Source organism: Pseudomonas sp. PARCl1 (genome assembly GCF_947311875.1).
Classification (GTDB): Bacteria; Pseudomonadota; Gammaproteobacteria; order Pseudomonadales; family Pseudomonadaceae; genus Aquipseudomonas; species Aquipseudomonas juntendi.
Genome location: NZ_CAMZMX010000027.1, coordinates 40,399 through 61,900 on the forward strand (window position 1 = coordinate 40,399; position 21,502 = coordinate 61,900).

Annotated in this window: 19 protein-coding genes and 2 pseudogenes; 13 read left to right on the forward strand and 8 right to left on the reverse strand. The window is 60.1% G+C overall.

The features are described from left to right. Positions 1-21 precede the first annotated feature (21 nt). The gene (locus QME24_RS15470; RefSeq protein WP_280091747.1) at positions 22-822 is read left to right on the forward strand and encodes a DUF6515 family protein; all 801 of its coding nucleotides are present in this window, start codon (positions 22-24) and stop codon (positions 820-822) included. A gap of 13 nt (positions 823-835) precedes the next feature. On the opposite strand, the gene QME24_RS15475 is transcribed toward QME24_RS15470, so the two are convergent. Both QME24_RS15475 and QME24_RS15480 read right to left on the reverse strand, forming a co-directional pair. Continuing rightward, the gene (locus QME24_RS15475) at positions 836-1,708 is read right to left on the reverse strand and encodes a cation diffusion facilitator family transporter (RefSeq protein WP_054905925.1); all 873 of its coding nucleotides are present in this window, start codon (positions 1,706-1,708) and stop codon (positions 836-838) included. A gap of 21 nt (positions 1,709-1,729) precedes the next feature. After that, positions 1,730-2,149 carry a hypothetical protein gene (locus tag QME24_RS15480; protein WP_009685412.1) on the reverse strand — a complete coding sequence of 140 codons (420 nt, stop codon included), beginning with the start codon at positions 2,147-2,149 and terminating at the stop codon, positions 1,730-1,732. A 116-nt stretch (positions 2,150-2,265) separates the two neighbouring features. On the opposite strand from QME24_RS15480, the pseudogene QME24_RS15485 reads away from it, so the two are divergent. Continuing rightward, a pseudogene (locus QME24_RS15485) lies at positions 2,266-2,646 on the forward strand (DEAD/DEAH box helicase); the annotation flags it as partial. 263 nt (positions 2,647-2,909) lie between these two features. On the opposite strand, the gene QME24_RS15490 reads toward QME24_RS15485, so the two are convergent. Further along, the gene (locus tag QME24_RS15490; protein ID WP_235768116.1) at positions 2,910-3,521 is read right to left on the reverse strand and encodes a TetR/AcrR family transcriptional regulator; all 612 of its coding nucleotides are present in this window, start codon (positions 3,519-3,521) and stop codon (positions 2,910-2,912) included. Positions 3,522-3,666: 145 nt separating this feature from the next. Here QME24_RS15490 and QME24_RS15495 point away from each other — a divergent pair, with 145 nt between their 5' ends. The 6 genes from QME24_RS15495 (at position 3,667) to hrpB (ending at position 12,333) form a co-directional block, all read left to right on the forward strand. Next, positions 3,667-4,929: a serine hydrolase gene (locus QME24_RS15495; protein WP_054906083.1), complete on the forward strand. Its 1,263-nt coding sequence runs from the start codon at positions 3,667-3,669 to the stop codon at positions 4,927-4,929. Between the two features lie 107 nt (positions 4,930-5,036). Next, positions 5,037-6,371 (forward strand): hypothetical protein, encoded by a 1,335-nt coding sequence (locus QME24_RS15500; protein WP_280091746.1) that lies wholly within the window; start codon positions 5,037-5,039, stop codon positions 6,369-6,371. Between the two features lie 36 nt (positions 6,372-6,407). After that, positions 6,408-7,505: a polyamine ABC transporter substrate-binding protein gene (locus QME24_RS15505; protein WP_280091745.1), complete on the forward strand. Its 1,098-nt coding sequence runs from the start codon at positions 6,408-6,410 to the stop codon at positions 7,503-7,505. Between the two features lie 23 nt (positions 7,506-7,528). Continuing rightward, positions 7,529-8,017, forward strand: coding sequence for a DUF3237 domain-containing protein (locus QME24_RS15510; protein WP_238783908.1), 489 nt, complete (start codon positions 7,529-7,531; stop codon positions 8,015-8,017). Positions 8,018-8,104: 87 nt separating this feature from the next. Next, positions 8,105-9,271 carry an MFS transporter gene (locus tag QME24_RS15515; RefSeq protein WP_009685420.1) on the forward strand — a complete coding sequence of 389 codons (1,167 nt, stop codon included), beginning with the start codon at positions 8,105-8,107 and terminating at the stop codon, positions 9,269-9,271. Positions 9,272-9,798: 527 nt separating this feature from the next. Continuing rightward, complete coding sequence (gene hrpB / locus QME24_RS15520; RefSeq protein WP_054906079.1) at positions 9,799-12,333, forward strand: ATP-dependent helicase HrpB; 2,535 nt, start codon at positions 9,799-9,801, stop codon at positions 12,331-12,333. Between the two features lie 555 nt (positions 12,334-12,888). Here the strand turns inward: hrpB and QME24_RS15525 are convergent. Then, positions 12,889-13,545: a YciC family protein gene (locus QME24_RS15525; protein ID WP_280091744.1), complete on the reverse strand. Its 657-nt coding sequence runs from the start codon at positions 13,543-13,545 to the stop codon at positions 12,889-12,891. A gap of 166 nt (positions 13,546-13,711) precedes the next feature. Between QME24_RS15525 and QME24_RS15530 the strand changes: the two genes are divergently transcribed. The 5 genes from QME24_RS15530 to QME24_RS15550 all read left to right on the forward strand — a co-directional run bounded on the left by QME24_RS15530 (position 13,712) and on the right by QME24_RS15550 (position 18,084). Next, positions 13,712-14,461: a DUF2076 domain-containing protein gene (locus QME24_RS15530; protein ID WP_280091743.1), complete on the forward strand. Its 750-nt coding sequence runs from the start codon at positions 13,712-13,714 to the stop codon at positions 14,459-14,461. Between the two features lie 76 nt (positions 14,462-14,537). Further along, positions 14,538-15,017: an NYN domain-containing protein gene (locus tag QME24_RS15535; protein ID WP_009681780.1), complete on the forward strand. Its 480-nt coding sequence runs from the start codon at positions 14,538-14,540 to the stop codon at positions 15,015-15,017. Positions 15,018-15,025: 8 nt separating this feature from the next. Continuing rightward, the gene (locus tag QME24_RS15540) at positions 15,026-15,631 is read left to right on the forward strand and encodes a 3'-5' exonuclease (protein WP_178126166.1); all 606 of its coding nucleotides are present in this window, start codon (positions 15,026-15,028) and stop codon (positions 15,629-15,631) included. 146 nt (positions 15,632-15,777) lie between these two features. Further along, positions 15,778-16,698 carry a drug/metabolite exporter YedA gene (gene yedA / locus QME24_RS15545; RefSeq protein WP_054906076.1) on the forward strand — a complete coding sequence of 307 codons (921 nt, stop codon included), beginning with the start codon at positions 15,778-15,780 and terminating at the stop codon, positions 16,696-16,698. A 54-nt stretch (positions 16,699-16,752) separates the two neighbouring features. Beyond that, positions 16,753-18,084 carry a DEAD/DEAH box helicase gene (locus QME24_RS15550; protein ID WP_054911680.1) on the forward strand — a complete coding sequence of 444 codons (1,332 nt, stop codon included), beginning with the start codon at positions 16,753-16,755 and terminating at the stop codon, positions 18,082-18,084. 26 nt (positions 18,085-18,110) lie between these two features. Here QME24_RS15550 and QME24_RS15555 read toward each other — a convergent pair whose 3' ends face one another. The 4 genes and pseudogenes from QME24_RS15555 to QME24_RS15570 all read right to left on the reverse strand — a co-directional run bounded on the left by QME24_RS15555 (position 18,111) and on the right by QME24_RS15570 (position 21,433). Beyond that, the gene (locus QME24_RS15555) at positions 18,111-19,352 is read right to left on the reverse strand and encodes a TIGR03862 family flavoprotein (protein ID WP_192441064.1); all 1,242 of its coding nucleotides are present in this window, start codon (positions 19,350-19,352) and stop codon (positions 18,111-18,113) included. Between the two features lie 148 nt (positions 19,353-19,500). Then, positions 19,501-20,342, reverse strand: a pseudogene (locus QME24_RS15560) (histone deacetylase); the annotation flags it as partial. 276 nt (positions 20,343-20,618) lie between these two features. Continuing rightward, a complete protein-coding gene (locus tag QME24_RS15565) occupies positions 20,619-20,828 on the reverse strand; it encodes a hypothetical protein (RefSeq protein ID WP_087535531.1) in 210 nt (69 codons plus the stop codon). A gap of 44 nt (positions 20,829-20,872) precedes the next feature. Beyond that, positions 20,873-21,433 (reverse strand): recombinase family protein, encoded by a 561-nt coding sequence (locus tag QME24_RS15570; RefSeq protein ID WP_281690880.1) that lies wholly within the window; start codon positions 21,431-21,433, stop codon positions 20,873-20,875. Positions 21,434-21,502 lie beyond the last annotated feature (69 nt).

The window sequence follows — 21,502 nt, forward strand, 5'->3', positions numbered from 1 at the left end:
TTACCTACCGAGAGGAATACCATGACGTCGCGCATCTGGCAGTTGGCAGGTGTTGGTTTGCTGGGGTTGGGCATCAGCCTTGGAGCGCTGGCCGAAGGGCCCGGCGACCCTGGGCCCGGTCGGCCGCTGAACGCCCGCGACGAAGTGCGCCAGACCCAGCCGCCCCGGCAGGGCTACTACCAGGATATTCCCCGTCGCCATGGCGATGAGCATCGCTGGCAAGCCGGGGGGCCGGGGCCAAGGCCCGGTGGCGACTGGCAGGGGCGCCCGGACGGCCATGGCAATGGCTGGGGGCCGGGGCCGCAGTACCGCCCTGGGCACACGGTCGATCGTTTCCCTGACCGCTACTGGAAAGTGCCCTATCGCGGCCGTGACTACTTCTACTCCGGCGGTTACTGGTACCGCCCGCATGGCGGCAATTACATCGTGGTAACCCCGCCTTACGGGGTGCGGGTCAATTACCTGCCGCCGTATGCACGGGAAGTGTGGGTGGGTGGGGCGTTGTTCTTCCTGGTTGCCGATACCTACTACCAGTACCTGGCAGACAGCCAGGAATATGTGGTGGTCAACCCGCCGGCAGTGGCGCCGCCACCCGCGCCGCCACCGCCGGTTGCGGGCGGCTATGACGTGATGGCGTACCCGATGTATGGCCAAGGCCCGGAGCAACAGGAGCAGGACCGTTACCAGTGCCACCGCTGGGCGGTCAGCCAGTCAGGCTTCGACCCCGCCACCGCGACTTACGCGCCGCCGCCGAATGTGCTCAGCAATTACCAACGCGCACTGGGGGCCTGCTTCAGCGGCCGAGGGTACAGCGTCAACTGACCCTCGCGCAGGTTCAGACCGGGTCGGCATGCACCATCACATCCGCTTGCGGATAACGCTGGCGGATCACCCGCGAGGCCTCCACGCACAGCTCATGGGCATCATGCAGCGGCAACTGCCCGGGCAAATCCAGGTGCAGTTGTACGAACCACTGGTTGCCCGACAGCCGCGTACGCAGGTCGTGCACGCCTTTGACCCCGGGAATGGCCAACACCAGCGCGGCCATTTCCTCGCCCACATCGCCGGGCAGCTCCTTGTCCATCAGGATGGCGATACTCTCGCGCGCGATCTGCAGCGCGCTCCACAGGATGTAGAGGGCAATGCCCAGGCCGAACAGCGCATCCAGCTGCGGCCAGCCGAAACGGGCCAGTAACAGCGCCAGCAGGATGCTGCTATTGAGCAGCAGGTCCGAACGGTAGTGCAGCGAGTCGGCGCGGATCGCCGTGGAGCCGGTCAGGCGGATGACCTTGTACTGGAAGGCCAGCAGGGCGACCGTCAGCACCAGTGACAGCAGCATCACTGCGATACCAATGCTGGTATCACCCAAGGGTTGTGGCGTATGCAGGCGCTCGACCGCCTGCACGCCGATCAATACGGCACTGACGCCGATGAACAGCGCCTGCGCCATGCCGGCCAGGGCTTCGGCTTTGCCATGCCCGAAGCGGTGGTCGTCATCAGCCGGGCGCAGGGCGTAGTGCACGGCCAGCAGGTTGAGGAACGAGGCGACGGCGTCCAGTGCCGAGTCGGTGAGCCCGGCCAGCAGGCTGACCGAGCCGCTCAGCCACCAGGCCAGCGCCTTGCTCACTACCAGGATGCCGGCCACCGCCACCGAGGCGCGGGTGGCCAGGCGCAACAGGCGCTGGTGTTCAGCCGGGGTGGTTATCATCCGTGGTCAGGTCCTTGTGGTTCAGGCTGCTGGCACCAGGCCAAGGCTGGCCAATTGCTCGACACTGCCGCGGTGCTGGATAAGCCGCGGGTCGTCAAGCGGCAGGCGCTGGCCCAGTTCGGTTTCAAGAATGGCCTGCAGTTTCAGGTTGTCGACCTTGCCATCCGGGCTGACGGCCTGTTGCAGTTTTGCCGGGTCGACCTGGGCGGTGTGGCCGCCTGGGTAGTAGATGGCGCCGGTGGCGAAGTCGATGCCGAAGGCGATCAGCCCGGGGATCACGTAGAAGAGGATGCCGATAGCGTCCATGGCGGCAACCACCGGGTCGATCTTGCCACCGATCTGGCCGCGACGGTCCGGGTAGAAAATGGTGCCGCAGGCGGTCAGTTGGGTCAGCAGGGTAACCACGAGTGCGCCACCGATGGCGCGGGTTGGGATGCGCATGACAATCTCCGAAAGGGTATTCAGCAGGGCAAGCGAAGCGCCTGCGCCAGATGCTAAGACCATGATAGGGCAGGCTGGGTTCGCCGTTATACTCGCCAGACTGTTCGAGGACCACCATGATTTCATTACCCATTGATGCGGCCTTGCCCGCTTTGCGCCAAGCCTTGCAAACCCGCGACGAAGCGGTGCTCGAGGCGCCCCCGGGGGCGGGCAAGACCACCCGTGTGCCGCTGGCGTTGTTGCACGAGCCATGGCTGGCCGGGCAGACCATTCTCATGCTGGAACCCCGGCGCCTGGCCGCCCGCGCCGCGGCCGAGCGGCTGGCCAGTGAGCTGGGTGAGCAGGTTGGGCAAACCGTGGGCTACCGCATCCGCCTGGACAGCAAGGTGGGACCCGGCACCCGTATCGAAGTGGTCACCGAAGGTATTCTTACCCGTCGCCTGCAAGCCGACCCGGCACTGGAAGGGGTGGGCTTGCTGGTTTTCGACGAATACCACGTTTTGCCACAATCCCCGGAAACGCATATTTCTTGTCAAACCAAGATTTGAGCCTTGCTGCCCTTTCTTTGCTCTGCTCCTCATCGAGCACCTAAGTGGTGTATCAGGTGATGCAGTCAAGCTAAGCCCGACCCTGCAGCTTTTCCATTCCGGACCAACCCTCGGCGAGGGTCTTTAATCCCACCTCCGGTAGGTGCCACGGGAGGTTCTTCATTGCCGCACGAGCGCTGCTCCGCTCCAGCAACCTCTCACGAAGCCAATGCCTAGCCAGCCTTCATCCCATGGAATAGCAATGAGGTGATTCGCCGGACATTGCTGTTGTGTTCCTCGCGATCTGGATCCGTCGCTTTGACTAGCCTCATCAGCTGGACATGGGAATAGTCGTTCAAGAGGAACGCGGCCAACTCGACGTCCAGATCCGCCCTGAGCTTGCCTGCCTCCTGAAGCGCCCTGAGCACATTTGCAATCTCTCCCTGCAGCTTACGGTTCATTTGATGGTACGAGTCAGGCAGCCCGACTCCACCGCTCAGCACCAGTGGCAGCAGCTCAGCCCAAATGGGGGCAGGTAAGACTTTGAGGCTGTAGCTGATCAGAAGCGATTCCAGGTGGCACAGCAGATCCACCGGGTCTTCGAACTGGTGCATGACCTCCCGCAGGTCGAGCACTGCGCGCTGATCAGCCTCCTGAAGCAACCCCAGCAGGATCTCCTGCTTGCTCGGGTAGTACTTGAAAACGGTAGGTGACGACACCCCGGCGAGCTTCGCTATCTGGTCAATAGACGTCTGCGCATACCCCTGATCTCTGAACAATTCGATGGCCGCCTCGGAGATGGCCTGGCGGCGCAGCTCCATCTGTCGTTCACGTAATCCACTCACTTGCGCTATCCGGTTGTCCACAGTCGAATGCAGCCTACCAGAAAAGGTGATCCCAATAAAATGTTTTAGTTGACTAAAGTTTTTGTTCGTAATAAATCTTTAGGGCATCTGCACGAACCGCAGAGTCATTTTTCGGGACAGCGTCATGAACGATAACAAGATTGATCATCTGGCCGAGCAGTACCGTAAGGCCAAGCAAGCGGTCATCAGCGGTGGACTTTCGGTCTCTCTGATGCAAGGGTTCCCAGCCACTCCAGATGCCCGGGTGACCTGGGATAACTGGATGCGTCCACCCTACAACCGCTGGGCTTTCAGAAATCTTGCACGCCTGCGCCCAACCATCGATGTCAAAGCTGGGAACGGTGCTCCCAGTGAGTGGAAATGTGCTCCCGGATCACTGGGTGGCTTGGCGTTCGAAAGCGTGATCGGCGAGTCGGTGACGGTTGCTGAGCACCTGCAGGCGAGCAAAACTGACGCCTTCATCGTGGTGCGTAACGGCGAGGTTATGCACGAGGAGTACTTCAATGGTCAGCAGCGCAGCGACCGGCACATCATGTTCTCCGTTACCAAATCGTTGATCGGCATGATCGGTGAAGACTTAGTGTCGTCGGGCATTTTGAACCCGGAGGCTCTGGCCAAGACCTATGTTCCTGAGTTTGGCGACGGTGCCTTCGCAGACGCAACCGTGCAGCAACTGTTCGACATGGCGGTAGGCATCGACTACAGCGAGGTCTATGACGATCCTGCTTCGGAAAGCTCTCAATATGGCTACGCCTGCGGATTTCAGCCGGCGCCGACTGAGTTTTCGCGCTATGAGTCGCTGTACCAGTACATCCCCTCGTTGCGAAAATTGGGTGAGCACGGTGGGTTTTTCCACTACGTGACTGCAACGACTGAGGCGTTAGCGTGGGTGATGGAGCGAGCAAGCGGTCTGTCTTGTTCGGAGCATCTTGAGCGCGTGTGGGGCAAGCTCAGCTGCGAGCGCGATGGCTATTTTATGGCTGACCCTTGGGGGCGCAGTGTGGCTGGTGCCGGCTTCAACGCGACCCTGCGTGACATGGCCCGCTTTGGTCAGTTGATTCTCGATGGCGGCAACCGCAATGGTGAACAGCTCATTTCTCAGAGCGCGATCGAGCGAGTGCTTCGTGGCGCTGACCCTGCTATCTACGCTGCGAACGAAGAGTTCTCCGAGTGGACGCCGGGGGCGTCGTATCGCAGCCAGTGGTATGTCTTCAACGACCACAGTCAAGCCATCATGGCAGGTGGTATCCATGGGCAGTACCTGTTTGTGGATATTCCCTCTAGGACAGTAATCGTCAAGCAATCCTCCCTACCTGAAGCTGTTACCGACCTAGATGCGGATAGCGTGCGGATGCTGCGCGCTATTGCAATGCATTTGAGTGTTTAAAAAATAATTAAAGGATGCGGTCGCATCCTCCTGCTTTAGCAGGTTTAGGCGGCATGATTTGCCGCCCAACTGCCCTGTAATACAAAAACAATGCACAGGAGCATCACATGTACCGCACCCCGCGTAATGCCGGAGTATTGCTAGCGCTCGGCCTCGTTTCAGTGAGTCAGTTCACATGGGCCGGTTACAAGTTTGAAGATGGTGATTTAAGTGGAGAGTTTTCATTCTCTGCGGGTGGCTCTACTGTCACTGCTCGGAACATTAACTTCGGGGCCGGGGTCAAGGATCTTCGTAGCGGTAAGGATCGTGGTACAAAAACGACTTGGCAAGAAATTTATGTCAAGCCCAAGGTTGCATTTGATTATAAGTTGAATCCTGATCTGAGCTTATTGGCGGGTGGCTCAGTGGTTGCCGCAAGCACCTTTGGGGATGGTGATGCTGGCGGCAACACGCGCAGCTCCGATGGCAGCGCTTCTGTCGAAGAGGCTTACGCAGGCTTCCGGGCTGGGAATTGGAAATTCACGGCTGGCCGTCAGGACTACATGATTGGTACCGGCTTCATCGTCATGGATGGCAACCTTGATACCTTCGGGGACGGCGCGTACTGGCTTGGCCCGCGCACGGCGTTTCGCGATTCTGCTTTGTTGGCCTGGGATGGTGGAGCTGCTCAGGTACAAGCTTTCAGTTTGACCACCGATGATCATCTGGGCGATTTCCGGATGAATGGGGTCAACCTGGATTATGATGTGGGCGGTGCAGTCGTTCTTGGGGCAACTGCTATGAAGGTCGATGCGCTTGAGGGCCATACCCCTGCACGAGCTGCCCGTGACGGTATGCAGGTCTATAACGTGCGGGCTCTCAAGGCCGTTCACCCGGCTCTGCCCGCTCTGGAACTCAATGGCGAATACGCAGTCCAGCGAGGGAATGGTGACGGCGTTGACTACGACGCCAACGCTTGGTATGCCGAGGCGGATTACACGTTTGATATGCTTCCCTTCGCGCCTGTGCTTGGATACCGTTACACGCACTTTTCGGGTGACTCCGATCTAACTGATAATCGCCAAAAAGCCTGGGATCCTTTAAGTAAAGGGTTTATCGACTGGGGTACCTGGTTGCTCGGTGACGTCGTCGGAAACTATCTCCTGTTCAACACCAACCAGAATGTTCATCAGTTTTCAATCAAGAACCACCTCACTGAAAACCTGACGTTTGGTGTCATCCACTACCAATTCTCGCTTGACGAAAAGAACTATCAAGGCACCCCGGTTGACAAGCGTAGATTTGCGGATGAGACGGCAGTGTACTTAGATTGGACGCCAACTGCTCGCCTTTATACGTCCCTTTCGTATAACTGGGTAAATGCAAAATCCGCTGCAAAACAAGTTTTCGGGGATGACGAGCGTTTCAGTGCGCTTGAACTCTATTTTACGTATCGCTACTGAGTTCAATCAGGCATTATCAATTGCGAGGTGTCGTTCATGAAGCAGGCTTTTTTGCGCAGCGTGTTTGGCGTCGCTGCACTGGCCGTCAGTTCTCTGGCTTGGGCTCAGCCTACCGTCAGGATCTACAACTGGATTGAGTATCTACCACCGCAGGTTCTGAAGGACTTTGAGCAGGAGACAGGCATACGTCCAATTTACGATGTGTTCGATAGCGTTGAAATCCTTGAGTCAAAGTTGTTGACCGGTAACTCGGGCTATGACGTAGTCTTTCCTGGAAGCTCGAACATTGGAAAGCTCATCCAGGCTAAAGCGCTAGAGCCACTTGATCGTGCGCAGCTACCGAACTGGAGTCATTTGGATGAGTCCGCGATGAAAAACCTCGAAGCAGTGGGGGATACGGGGAACCAATATGCCGTTCCGTACCTGCTTGGAACTACGATCATCGGCTACAACGTGGACATGGTTCAGAAGGCGCTCGGCAAAGACGCAGACATGGGTTCGTGGGACGCCATATTCAAACCTGAAAATATTTCCAAGCTCGCCACGTGCGGTGTTGGTTTCCTGGATGCTGCGACAGAGATCATTCCGATTGCCTTGCATTACCAAGGCCTCGATCCAAACAGTCAAAAGGCCAGTGATTACAAGCAGGCCGAGCAGGCAGTTCTGAAAATTCGCCCATATGTGAGCTATTTCAACTCGTCCAGGTATGGCATGGATCTGGCCAACGGGGATATCTGCGCAGCCGTTGGGTGGTCGGGCGGCTTTACTTTGGCCAAGCAACTTGCCAACGTTGCCGGAAAAGGGGTCAAGATCAAGATGGTTGTCCCCAAGGAGGGCGCACCTACCTGGTCAGATGTCATCGCCATTCCTCTGAACGCACCGAATGCTAAGGAGGCTCATGTTTTCATAAACTACATCCTCCGCCCTGATGTGATTGCCAAAATCAGCAATAAGATCGGTTACCAAAATCCAAACAAGGACGCGACTGCTCTGGTAGATGAATCCTTGCGAAACGATCCTACGATCTACATTCCTGAAGCGGAGCGTTCTAACTTGTACGTTCTTGAACCGATACCGTCATCCATCGAGCGCGTACGGACTCGAACCTGGACGTCGATCAAGAGCAATCGATGATTCGGATTGCACGAGAGGAAGTAATGGAAAAGTCCGAGCACGAATCTGTGAGCGTACCTGATTTAGAGTGGGTCATGACCTTGAAGGTTGATATCTCTGTGCATGAGAACTTGGGAGAGTGTTGCGAAGGTTGGCGCAGCAACTACCCGATCACGGGGGGTACCTTTGAAAGCCTGGGTTTTCGTGGGCGTGTTTTGCCTGGGGGAAGTGACCAGTATCTTGAGCGAAGGGACGGCGTAGGGGAGCTGGATGCCCGGTACAGCCTGTTAACGGATGCCGGAGAACTCATCAATATCCACAACACAGGCCGCCTGCTTCTCGACGAGGAAGGACGACGCTTGAGCGCGGAAGGCGTGTGGCCATTGAAGCAAGAGCGCTATCGCTGTACCTGCACACCGGTCTTCCAGGTGGCTAATGGGCCTTTGAGCTGGTTGCGAGATCACGTGTTTATTGGCCATGTCAGCTATCCCGCTGAAGGGCAAGTTCACATTGCCTGTTACCGTTTAGCGTAACAGGCGTCGTCGACATAGGCTGGTCTTATGTATTGAGGCCCACCCTGGTCGTCCGCCAAGCGGCGACCAGCAGGATCTAACAAAAATATGAATACACAATCAGACAACGTCTTGCGCGCAGCCTGCATTCTCATTGCGGCAGGATCCATTCTTGCCGTAGGCATTCAACCGATTTTCATCGGCCTCTTAGTCGAGCGCCTGGGGTTAACGCTCGCTCAGCAAAGCAGCGTCATGTCAGCCGAAATGTGTGGTTCGATTTTTGGCACGTTGGCATGCGTTCCGATCATGCGCCGGTTTAGTGTTCGCACTACGGCACTCTTGGCTGCATCCGCGTTACTCGTAAGCAATCTATTCACTGCTCAGGTTTCTGATGTTTCGATGTTGATGGCGGCTCGTGTCGTTGCCGGAATAGGATCGGGGATCCTGTACGCCTATTCCATTTTCGGCCTCGGAGGGTTGCGCGACCCTGATCGCTCCTATGGGGTGCTGCTGTTCATGCAAACAGCGCTTTTTGCTTTCTCGGCTGCGACAGTACCGCTGATTGCAGGGCGTCTGGGTTTCGGGTGGGCAATCAATTACCTGTCGATCTGGTTCGCCTTGATCTGCTTCGCGTGCATGTTTTTGCCTCGGACAACCGCTCCCAAGCCCAAAAATACAACCGACGCGAATGCGAAGAGTCTTTCGGTCGTTGGGGTGTTCTCCCTTATCGGGATGGTCTTGCTCCAAGTGTCCATCTATTCGCTTTGGGGGTTCGTAGAGGGCATAGGCACTGACGCGGGAATCGGGGCCGTGGAGATCGGTTGGGCCTTGAGCGTCGGTTTGCTGGGTGGTTTGCCCGGAGCCGCATTGCCAAGCCTTCTGGGCAAGAAGCTCGGGCGAGTGCCGATGATTCTTACGGGCTCGACGATCGTATTGGCGGCCATCGTCATGTTTGCAACCGCCATCAGAAGTGCCGTTGATCTGGGGATCGCCGTGTTTCTTATGAACGTTGGCTGGAACCTTGCGCTGTCGTACTACATGTCGTCTGTCGTCGCCCATGATCCAACGGGTCGGCTCACTCGCATGGTGGGGAGCCTGCAAGTCATCTCTGCCGCTGCAGCGCCAACGATTTTGATGGTGCTCATCGGTAACCAAGGTCGGCAGGAGATTTTTACCCTATCGGCGGGCTCGGTGTTGCTGGGCGGTCTATCGATGGCGGTGATGCTGGTACTCAACCGCAGGCGCAAGACCGAAGCTGATTTTGCTATTCAGTAAGGCTGTAGGAATGTCATCCCCCTTTGGGCGGTGGGCGCAGATCCACTCATGATTAGGGCTAATTGACCTTTAGATCAACTACCTCTATCGGCGCACCCGCCTGAACATGATTCCGGGAGGCAAGGCAGGGCCTCGTTACCTCAGGGAATACTCGATCCTTCGAAAGGGGCAGGTGGTCACTCCGGATGAGCGTGAGGGCATCCTGAAGGCCTGGCTGGATGAGGAGATCAAGACCGCAAGCTACCTCCGCTCAGCCTCGCCGAGCGTTGGCAGGACGATGCATGGGCGTCTGCACAGATCTGCAGCCGTTCTGACCGGCTATCAATCACGCAGATCACGGCCATTCGCGAGCTATCCGTCAGTCATCCGGTTGATGAAATAGCACATCGCACTGGCGCCACAATTTCTCAAGTCCAGCGTGTGATTGCCCGCAAATCCTACTCCCGCGTCATTTGAGTATTGGCTCAGCTCCGGCCTCCTTGAGGCGATCAACCTTTGTATACTGCCTGTATGTCGTAGGAGTACACATGAGTTCGTTGCCGATCAATGCCGCGTTGCCGGCTCTTCTAAAAGCCCTTCAAGAGCGAGATGAAGTGGTGCTCCAAGCACCGCCTGGCGCCGGTAAAACGACGCGCGTTCCCCTCGCGCTGCTCGATGAGTCCTGGCTTCAAGGGCAGACAATCATCATGCTCGAACCTCGCCGCCTTGCGGCGCGCGCTGCTGCGGAGCGCATGGCGAGTGAGCTGGGTGAGAAGGTCGGCGAAACCGTGGGCTATCGCATTCGTCTCGACAGCAAGGTAGGCCCGCGTACGCGCATCGAGGTAGTTACTGAAGGTATCCTGACGCGCCGCCTGCAAAGCGATCCTGCGCTTGAGGGCGTGGGTCTTGTGATCTTCGACGAGTTCCATCTGCGAAACCTGGATGCCGATCTCGCGTTGGCATTGACGCTAAATGGACGTGAGCTGTTCCGGGACGATGCTCCGCTGAAAGTACTGCTGATGTCGGCAACCCTTGAGGGCGAGCGGCTGTCACGCTTGCTGGATTACGCACCGATCGTGTCCAGCGAAGGGCGGATGTACCCGGTGTCGACGATCTGGAGCAGGCCGCAGCAGCCCGGTGAGTACCTCGAACCCCGGGCCATCAGTGCGTGCCTTGATGCTCTCGACGAGCAGACAGGCAGCTTGCTTGTATTCCTGCCAGGGCAGGCTGAGATCCGTCGTGTTCAAGCAGGGCTGGAAGACGCTTTAAGAGCCTCGCCATCTTTGCAGCAGAACACACTCCTATGCCCGCTGCATGGTGAACTCGATCTGAATGAGCAGCGTGCGGCGATCGATCCCGCCCCACCTGGGAAGCGCAAAGTGGTGCTGGCAACCAACATCGCCGAGACCAGTATCACCATTGATGGTGTGCGCGTAGTCATCGATACAGGCCTTGAGCGGGTTCCGCGCTTCGACCCACGAAGTGGGATGACGAGGCTGGATACTCAGCGGATATCCAAAGCCAGCGCAACCCAGCGTGCAGGTCGTGCAGGCCGGGTTGAGCCAGGGGTGTGTTATCGCCTGTGGTCTGAGGCCCAGCATGAGCAGATGGCTGGATTCAGTGCCCCCGAAATTCAGCAAGCCGACCTCACAGGCTTGGCGCTGCAACTCGCTAAATGGGGTGCAGAATCGGGTGACCTACGATGGCTTGATGCGCCGCCTTCAGCGGCATTTTCACAAGCGAATGACCTGCTCCGCCGCCTTGGCGCGCTGCAACAAGATGGGCAGTTGACCAAGCATGGCCAAGCGATGGCAGAGCTGCCCAGTCATCCACGCATTGCACATCTGTTGTTGCGTGGCCATGAGCTGGGCCTCACTGAGACAGCGTGCAACATTGCAGCCCTGCTCGGCGAGCGAGATATACAGCGTGGCAGCGGCGCAGATTTGCACAGTCGGCTGGCCATTCTTTCAGGGGAGCAAAGGGCTCAGCGATCAGAGCAAGCCGGCGCCCAACGAGCGAAGCAATTGGCGAAGCAGTACCGTTCATACATGCGCGGCTCAGCATCGCAACCCGTCGCTGATCCTGATCACCCTCAATGGGTGGGCTGCCTCTTGGCTCTCGCCTATCCCGATCGTGTTGCGCAACAGCGCCGAGCTGGAGGGGCTGAGTATCGGTTGGCGAATGGTCGAGCAGCGATGTTTACAGAAGCTGATGCGCTGATGAAACATCCGTGGTTGGTCATTGCTGATTTGGGCAGTCGGCAGGGCCAGCGCGAAGAACGGATCTACCTGGCTGCCGATTTGGACGAAGCGTTGTTCGACACTGTCCTGAAAGAGCAGGTCACCCAGGTGGATGAGCTCGATTGGGATGAGCGAGAGGGCGTCCTTTGTGCTGAGCGGCAGGTGAAAGTGGGGGAGTTGATCCTGGCTCGCGCACCCCTGGCCAACCTCGACGATGACGCCCGTGTTCAGGCCCTGCTCAACTACGTTCGCCGCAAAGGCCTGGAGCTTTTGCCGTGGACACCAGAGCTACGTCAGTGGCAGGCGCGAGTTGAGTTGCTGCGCATTCTGGATGAAGAGGCAGGGAGCCCAAGTGAGTGGCCTGATCTTCGTACTGAAGCCCTGCTGGTGTCGCTTGAGGTGTGGTTAGGTCCGTATGTGGGAAAGGTCACCCGGCTAAGCCATTTCGGTCAGCTGGACTTATCCTCCATGCTCCGCAATTTGCTGCCTTGGCCTTTGCCGCAGCAGCTCGATGCACAGGCACCTCAGACGATTCCAGTCCCCTCAGGTTCGAATATTCGCATCGATTACAGTGAACGTCCCCCGGTGCTTGCTGTAAGACTGCAGGAGCTGTTCGGGCAGGCTGATACACCACGCATTGCAAATGGACGACAGGTGCTCAAGCTGCATCTGCTATCGCCGGCACGCCGTCCGGTTCAGGTTACCCAAGACCTTGCGAATTTCTGGAAGTCCACTTACGGCGATGTGAAGAAAGACTTGAAGGGGAGGTACCCGAAGCATTTTTGGCCGGATGATCCACTGATCGCTCAAGCGACTGCGCGTGCCAAGCCCAGAGGCACATGATCGACAGGAGGCGCGCAGGGGCGGAAGGCATTTTGCCAAACTGAGGATTCAGAGCGCTTCCAAGGGCAGCATGAAACTGCCCTATTTTATGCGCTAAGTGCAAAGCGCCGCGTACTTTGTACTACTGGTGCGCTTAGCCTCGCTTCGTCGTAATTGGGGATATGTCGCCCATACCGCAAATATCTCCTCGTCAAGAAAGCTACCCAAGGTTCGAGACGCCCGTGAGGTTTTACGAGGTGAGCCCTAGAGTGTCAATGTTGGGTCTGAAGCGAACGTGCGGCTGGCGGATAGGCTGTCAATGTCTGCCGTAATCGACCTGCAGATAATCAATCTTTGGAAGCAACATTGACAGTCAATGCCGTTTTTGTCTGAACTGGCTAACGCCCGTATGTTTCGGGGGCTACACGTTGTCAATCAATCAGGGAGGTAGGTGATAGAAAAGACTACTGGCCAGACGACCCACTGGTGGCGGAGGCCACGGCCCGGGCGAAGCCGCGCGGCACCTGAAGGCGGCGCAGTGCCCCTGCACGTGTGCAGGCGACCGGGAGGGCGCCCTCAGGCGCCGGCTTTTTCTTCCAGCAACATGAACAGCCGGTAGAGCACCACGGTGCTGAACAGCTGCAGGAAGCCGCTGAGGCTGTCCATGGCCAGCTCCATGGCCGGCGATGGCTCGGGGAACGCCATGAGCAGCAACCCGTCGATCAGCCAGATCGGTGCCAGCACCGCGACCACGCAAACCATGATGCGCATGAAATGCCCGGTGGTCATGCCGGCGCTGTCGCGCATCGCCTGTACCACCGGCCGGCCACGCAGTACCAGCAGGTACTCGGCGAACACCAGGTTGATCATGATCCACACGCCCGGGAAGACGAACAGGGCCAGGCCCGCCATGATCAGCAGCGAGCTGATCAGGATCAGCAGGGCCAGTTGCGGCCACAGCTGCAAGGCGCGGGCGAACAGGTCGCGCTTGGCGATGTCCTGGCCCTGGCTACGGGTGTCCAGATACAGGATCAGGGCGGCGCTATACAGCGGATAGCACAGCAGGCTGATCAGCATGCCGTAGGCAGGCGATGCCTGGTCGCCCAGTTGCCGGTACAGCAGTTGGGTGAGCAGGGCCTCCAGCACGACCAGCGGCAGGCACAGCTGGATAATGTTCGGCAGGTGGCGGCGGAAAAAGTACAGGGAGTCGCGCAGGACGCTCAGCGGATTCATCGGGCTATATCGCATGGCAGTAAAAACAGGTGCATCACTTTAGCCCAAAGCAGGCGTGGCGCTGTCACTTGCTGAAAAATGTTTCACCCTTGCAGCGATTGAATCGCGCGGCGCAACGCCCCATCTTTGAGGTTGTCCGTTGTCCCGCTACCCATGAGGTCGCCCCATGAACACTGAAGAACAAACCCTGATCGACGGCCTGTTCGGCCGTCTCAAGCAAGCCGAAGACCCAAGCCAGCCGCGCGACCCGCAGGCCCAGGCCTGCATCGAGCAGCACCTGCGCCAGCAGCCGGCGGCACCTTACTACATGGCCCAGGCGATCCTGGTGCAGGAAGCGGCCCTCAAGCGCCTCGACGAGCAGAACAAGCAGCTGCAGGCCGAGCTGGAACATGCCCGTGCCCAGGCGGCCCAGGGCGGCAACAGTGCGCCCAGCGCTGGCGGTGGCGGTTTCCTGTCCAGCATTTTTGGTTCGGGCGGGCGCACTGCAGCGCCGCCGGTGCAGCCACAGCGGCCAGCGCCTGCGGCGGCATCGGCTGGCGGCTGGCGTGAGCCGGCGGCACCGGCCTACGCGCAACCGCAAGCACAGCAGCCTGGCGTGGGCGCTGCGCCGGCACGCAGTGGTGCTAGCAGCTTCCTCGGTGGGGCCATGCAGACCGCCGCCGGTGTGGCCGGTGGTGTATTGCTGGCGCAAGGTATCAGCAGCCTGTTCAACCACAACTCCCAGCCCGAAGAGGTGGTCGAGGTGATCAAGGAAGAGCCTGCGCCGGCCAGTGACAGTGGTGGCTGGAATGACCAGGGCGGGCAGCAGCAAGTGGCCGACAACGGTGGCTGGGGCAGCGATCAGGGTGGTTACACCGACACCGACTACAGCAGCGATGACGGTGGGTTCTTCTCGGACGACGACTCCTACGTCTGACAGGTCTGGCATACTGCTGGCATTTCCGGGGCAGCGCAGCGGCCCCGGCATTCCAGGCCAGACAAGAGGTTCCCAGGTGAAAAAGATCGCGCTGTTCGCCGATGTGCAGAACCTCTACTACACCGTGCGCCAAGCCCATGGTTGCCATTTCAACTACACCGCCCTTTGGGCCGATGTCTGCCGCGAAGGGCAGATCGTCGAGGCCGTGGCGTATGCCATCGACCGCGGCGACAGCAAGCAACAACAGTTCCAGCAGATCTTGCGCAACCTTGGTTTCGACGTGCGCCTCAAACCCTTCATCCAGCGCAGCGACGGCTCGGCCAAGGGTGACTGGGACGTGGGCATTACCCTGGATGTGATCGATGCCGCCAGCCGGGTCGACCAAGTGGTGCTGGCCTCGGGTGACGGCGATTTCGACCTGCTGCTGGAGCGGGTGATCCAGCGCCACGGCACTGAGGCGGTGGTGTATGGTGTGCCCGGGCTGACGGCGCTGTCACTGATCCGTGCCGCCAGCCGCTATGTACCCATCGAGGGTAAGTTGTTGCTCAAGCACTGAGGTCATTCGTGGAACGTATCGCTGTCATCGACTTTGAAACCACCGGCATTTCCCCCGGTGCCGGCTGCCGCGCCACCGAAGTGGCGGTGGTCATGCTGGAAGGCGGGCGCATTGTCGAGCGCTACCAGAGCCTGATGAACGCCGGTGTGCCGGTACCCGCATTCGTCGCCGGGCTGACCGGCATCACCACGGCGATGCTGCGCAGTGCGCCGCCGGTCGACAAGGTCATGAACGAGGTGGCCGAGTTTGTGGGTGAGACCCCGCTGCTGGCACACAACGCCGCGTTCGACCAGAAGTTCTGGGATTACGAACTGGCGCGCATCGGCCGCAGCCGCCGCCAGTCATTTGCCTGTTCGCTGTTGTTGTCGCGGCGCCTGTTGCCGGCAGCGCCGAACCACAAGCTGGGCACCCTGACCCGCTGGGCGGGGCTGCCGGACACCGGTACTGCGCACCGGGCCATGGCCGATGCCGAAATGGCCGCCAACCTGATGCAGCACCTGGCCGGCGTGTTGCGAGAACAGCATGGTGTGCAGCAGCTCTCGCATGGCCTGCTGTGCCGGTTGCAGAAAACACCGGCAGCCAAGCTGCGCGAGGCGCTGGTCAAGTATGCTTGAGGCGTGTTCGGCGCTCGCTTCAAGCGGCGCCCGCTTCAAACCGAACGCACCGAAAGTGTGCCGCTCATTTCTAGCCATTCTGTAACTTCTGTTCGCTCAGGCAGGCCCCTAGACTGTTCACCCGTAAACGGATTTCGAGTGTTCCAATGCCTGCCTCCCGTCGCATTCCCTGGTTGCTCATCGGCGCTTTCCTGGCGCTGTACCTGGTCTGGGGCTCCACGTACCTGTTCATCCGCATTGGCGTCGAGAGCTGGCCACCGATGCTCATGGCCGGTGTGCGTTTCCTGATCGCGGGTAGCCTGCTGTACGGTTTTCTGCGCTGGCGCGGTGCGCCGGCACCCACGTGGCCGCAATGGCGGGCTGCCGGGGCAATCGGCTTTCTGCTGCTAAGTTGCGGTAACGGCGGGGTAACGGTGGCCGAGCACGCCGGCGTGGCCTCGGGGGTGGCGGCCCTGGCGGTGGCGACGGTGCCGCTGTTCACCTTGCTGTTCGGCCTGCTGTTCGGGCACCGCAACTCGAAACTGGAGTGGGCAGGCATTGCCCTTGGGCTGCTGGGTATCGCCCTGTTGAACCTGGGGTCCAACCTGCAGGCGAGCCCGATTGGCGCAGCGCTGATCATTTTTGCCGCGGCCTCGTGGGCATTCGGTTCGGTGTGGAGCAAAAGCCTGCCCCTGCCACAGGGGCCAATGGCCAGTGCCGCAGAAATGCTGGTGGGTGGCGCAGTGCTGTTGTTGGGCAGCCTGCTGTCGGGCGAGCGCATGACGCAGGTACCAAGCGCTGCCGGCTGGGGCGCGTTGGCCTACCTGGTGTTCTTCGGCTCTATCCTGGCCTTCAGCGCCTACATGTACCTGCTCAAGCACGTGCGCCCGGCAGCTGCCACCAGCTACGCCTACGTCAACCCGGCCGTGGCGGTGCTGCTGGGGATCCTGTTTGCCGGTGAGCAGATCGGTGCCGAAGAGTGCGTGGCGATGGCGGTAATCATTGGCGCAGTGGTGCTGATCGGCCTGCCGCAGTGGCGCAAGCCTGCCAAACCCGTATTGCCGTTGAAAGGCGAAATCTGCAAGTAGGCAGGGACGATGCGGTAAACTTGCCGGCTTCGCTGAACCCCTGACGGTATTGCCATGAATTTCGCCCAACTCGGCCTGATCGAACCGCTGCTGCGCACCTTGCAGCAGCTGGCCTACACCACCCCCACACCGGTGCAGGCCAAGGCCATTCCCGCCGTGCTGGCCGGCCGCGACCTGATGGCCGCGGCCCAGACCGGCACCGGAAAAACGGCAGGCTTTGCCCTGCCGGTACTGCAGCGCCTGGCCCTGGAAGGCGAGAAAGTGGCCAGCAACTCGATCCGTGCCCTGGTGCTGGTGCCGACCCGAGAGCTGGCCGAGCAGGTGCACAACAACGTGCGCGAGTACGCCGAGAACCTGCCGTTGAGCACCTATGCGGTGTACGGCGGGGTCAGCATCAACCCGCAGATGATGCGCCTGCGCCGTGGCGTCGACCTGCTGGTCGCCACCCCTGGCCGCCTGCTCGACCTGTTCCGGCAGAACGCGGTCAAGTTCAACCAGGTGCAGACCCTGGTGCTGGACGAAGCCGACCGCATGCTCGACCTGGGCTTTGCCGAAGAGCTGCAATCGGTCTATGCCGCGTTGCCACGCAAGCGTCAGACTTTGCTGTTTTCCGCCACGTTCTCCGAGCAGATCCGCCTGCTGGCAGGGCTGGCCCTGAATGACCCGCTGAGCATCGAAGTCAGCCCACGCAATGCCACTGCCGCCAGCGTCAAGCAGTGGCTGGTACCTGTGGATAAAAAGCGCAAGGAAGACCTGTTCTGCCACCTGATGCGCAAGCAGCGCTGGAAGCAGGTGCTGGTGTTCGCCAAGACCCGCAATGGCGTCGACCAGTTGGTGGCGCGCTTGCTGGCCGAGGGTGTGAATGCCGATGGTATCCACGGTGACCGCCCGCAGGCGACCCGCCAGCGCGCGCTGGACAGCTTCAAGGCCCGGGAAATCCAGGTGCTGGTGGCCACCGACGTGGCTGCCCGTGGCCTGGATATCGACGATTTGCCGCTGGTGGTCAACCTGGACCTGCCCATCGTTGCCGAGGACTACGTGCACCGTATCGGCCGCACCGGGCGGGCGGGCAACAAGGGGGAGGCGATTTCGCTGGTGTGCGCCGATGAAGTGCAGCTGCTGGCGGCGATTGAGGTGCTGACCCGCCAGACCCTGCCGCGTCATGAAGAACCGGACTTCATTCCGGATCACCGGGTGCCGATGACCGACGCCAGTGGCCAGGTGATCAAGAAGCCGAAGAAGCCCAAAAAGCCGAAAGAGAACAGCGCCAAGCGTGGTTTGGGGCGCTGGATGGACAGCACCGAGGGGGGCAATGCCGAGCCTGCAGTGAAGGCGGTGCGCAAGGTACCTAGCTTCAATGGCGGGCCGCGCAAGCGTAAACCTTAGCCTCGCGGCGCCACAGTGGGGCGGTGTCAGCCCTGGGCTTTGAGCCATTGTGCAGCCGCCCGCCCGGCGTGCTGCCCGCTGGCAAAGCACGCGGTGAGCAGGTAGCCCCCGGTCGGTGCCTCCCAGTCCAGCATCTCGCCGGCACAGAACACCCCCGGCATGCCTTTGAGCATCAGCCCTGCATCCAGCCCCTCGAAACGCACACCGCCGGCGCTGCTGATCGCTTCATCCAGCGGTCGCGTGCGCACCAGGGTGATTGGCAGGGCCTTTATCGCCTGCGCCAACGCTTCAGGGCTGGCAAAGGTTGCAGGGTCGGTCAGCTCGCGCAACAGTGCGGCTTTTACCCCATCGATACCCAGCTGGCTGTGCAGGTGCTTGGCCATGGAGCGCGACCCCCGTGGCCTGGCCAGTGCCTGGGCAATCTTGTCCACAGGCTTGTCCGGCAACAGGTCAAGCAACAACACGCCCCGGCCATCGCGGTTGATGGCCTCACGCATCGGCGCCGACCAGGCATACACCAGGCTGCCTTCCACACCTTGCGCAGTGAGGATGAACTCACCTTTGCGCGGTGCACTGCCAGGCACGCTGAGGGCGATGTTCTTCAGCGGCGCGCCGGCGAACTTGTCTTTCAACAGCGCGCTCCAGCCGGCCACCTCGAAACCGCAGTTGCTCGGTTGCAGGGGCGAGATATCCACAGCCCGTTCGGCCAGCAGCGCTTGCCAGCTGCCGTCGGAACCCAGGCGCGCCCAACTGCCGCCACCCAGCGCCAACACCAGCACAGCGGCGTTGACCAGGCGCTCGCCCTGTGGATAAGCGATCCGCAAGGCCCCCTCGGCGTTCCAGCCGAGCCAGCGATGGCGGGTGTGGATAACTACCCCGCTGTCGCGCAGGCGCTTCAGCCAGGCGCGCAGTAACGGGGCGGCTTTCATGTCGGTGGGAAATACCCGGCCTGATGTGCCGACGAAGGTCTCGATGCCCAGGCCGTGAATCCACTGGCGCAAAGCCTCCGCGTCGAACTCGCCCAGCAGCGTGTCGATTTCACTTTGGCGTTCGGCATAACGGGCCACGAACGCGGGGTAAGGCTCGGAATGGGTGATGTTCATGCCGCCGACACCGGCCAGCAGGAACTTGCGGCCCACCGAAGGCATGGCATCGAACACCTCGACCGCCAGGCCTGCCTGGGCCAGGGCTTCAGCGGCCATCAGGCCGGCGGGGCCGCCACCGATGACGACAGCAAGGGGAGGCGATGCGGGGTTGATATCGGGCATGGTGGGCAGCAGGCTGTGGAAAAGAGGCGCATTCTAGCGCAGCGCTGCCCCCGGAAGCACTGGTCAAAAAACAACCAGTATTCTGCAGGCCTTGCTGGTCAAGGCCTGCAGCGGCTTTCCCGCAGGTTATCCACAAGCGGTTCCACAGTCATTGTGAACAACCGATGACACGCGCTGCGCTGTGGTGAAGGATGCCGTGGCGTTTGGCCAGGGCCACCCGGTCCTTGCTGTAGCCGCCGCCGATCACACCCATTACCGCAATATCGCGGCCCAGGCAGTGGCGCAGCACGGCCTCGTCGCGGGCGGCCACGCCGGCGTCCGTCAGTTGCAGGTAGCCCAGCGCGTCGTCTTGTGCACATCGACGCCGGCGTCGTACAGCACCAGGTCGGGTTGATACAGCGGCAGCAGGTAGTTGAGGGTGTCGTCCACCACGTTCAGGTAGGCGGTGTCGCCCATGCCCCGCGGCAGGGGAATGTCCCAATCGCTGTGGGCCTTGCGTGCCGGGAAGTTCTGTTCGCAGTGCAGCGAGACCGTGATGGCCTCCGGGGTATCGTGCAGGATGCGTGCGGTGCCGTCGCCTTGATGCACGTCGCAATCGAAGATCAGCACCCGCTGGACGCGGCCGGCCTCCAGCAGGTAGCGGCTGATCACTGCCAGGTCATTGAAGATGCAGAAGCCGGCAGGGTGGTCGTAGTGGGCATGGTGGGTGCCACCGGCCAGGTGGCAGGCAACGCCATGCTGCAGCGCCAGTTCGGCCGTCAGCAGCGAGCCGCCCACGGCCCTTACGGTGCGCCGGGCCAAGGCTTCGCTCCAGGGCAGACCGAGGCGACGCTGGTCTTCGCGGGACAGCTCGCCATTCATGTAGCGTGCGATGTAGTCGCGGTCGTGGGCCAGGGCGAGGATATCGTTGGGGCAGATGTCCGGGCGCAGCAAGGCCTGGTCGGTGGTCAGCCCACTGTCGACCAGGTGGTCGTGCAGCAGCCTGAATTTCTATTTATACAGTGATTAGGCTGGCCACAGCGAAGTGCCCCACCTTTGGGGTAGCGTCTCGCCATAGCCGCGCCCTCCTAATTTTCAAAATCGCCCTTCGCTCTTCGCAAATGACACCAGCTATTCCTGGGCAGGAATATGCAGCGGGGGAAGGTGGGCAACCGGCCATACCCTGCCGGATGTGGGGCGGTGCTTAACGCCTTTGGTCCTGGCTACTGGCCCGGCTGGGGCTGATTATGAAATATGGCAGGCAAAGAAAAGCCGCCCCGAAGGCGGCTATGAGCGTAGGCGTTCGATTGCTGAGGCCAGCGTACTTGCCTGAAGGTCCAGTGCCTCCAATGTGGTCATCACGTTATCGTGGGTGTTCACAGAGCCTCGCTGCCTGATCCAAGTGCTTACTTCCTCCACCGCTGCCCTCAAGGCAGTCTGGTTCATATGCAGGGCTTCAAGGGCGTTCGCCATAGCATCGGCCTTATCGTCGTCCATACACCTAGCCTCCTAGTGACCACTATTACCTGGGCAAAGCCAGACTATGCACTGGCCTTCATTGCACGCTGCACGGTACTCAGGCTTACGCCAAGGCTCTCAGCAGCCTGACGGAATGACAAGCCCTTAGTTACCCCGTCACCAACGATTGCGGCACGGATAGCAGCGTCATCCACGGTCTTAGTACGGCCCTTGTAAACGCCTTTCTGCTTGGCCTTGGCGATGCCTTCCCGTTGACGTTCCTTAATCATCGCACGCTCAAACTGGGCCACTGCCCCCATCATCGAGAGCATAAGGTGCTGGGTTGGGTTGTCCTCTCCAGTGAACTCAAGCTGTTCCTTGTTTAAGCGGATGTGGATACCACGCTTGGTTAGGTCTTCCACCAGCTTGAGCAGGTCGGCCAAGGAGCGGGCAAGTCGGTCAATCGAGTGGACAACGATGGTATCCCCCTCCCGCACGTATTCAAGCATCGCCTGGAGTTGGGGGCGGTCAGTAGTGGCTCCGCTCACCTTCTCGGTGAAAACCTTGTCCAGGGCGATGCCGTCAAGCTGCCGCTCGGTGTTCTGGTCAACCGAACTTACGCGGATGTATCCGACCTTTGCCATTTCCCTGCCCCTGTATTCATTAGCCTCTAGATGCAGAGAGTATGGCTGTATTCAATTAGCAAATCAAGC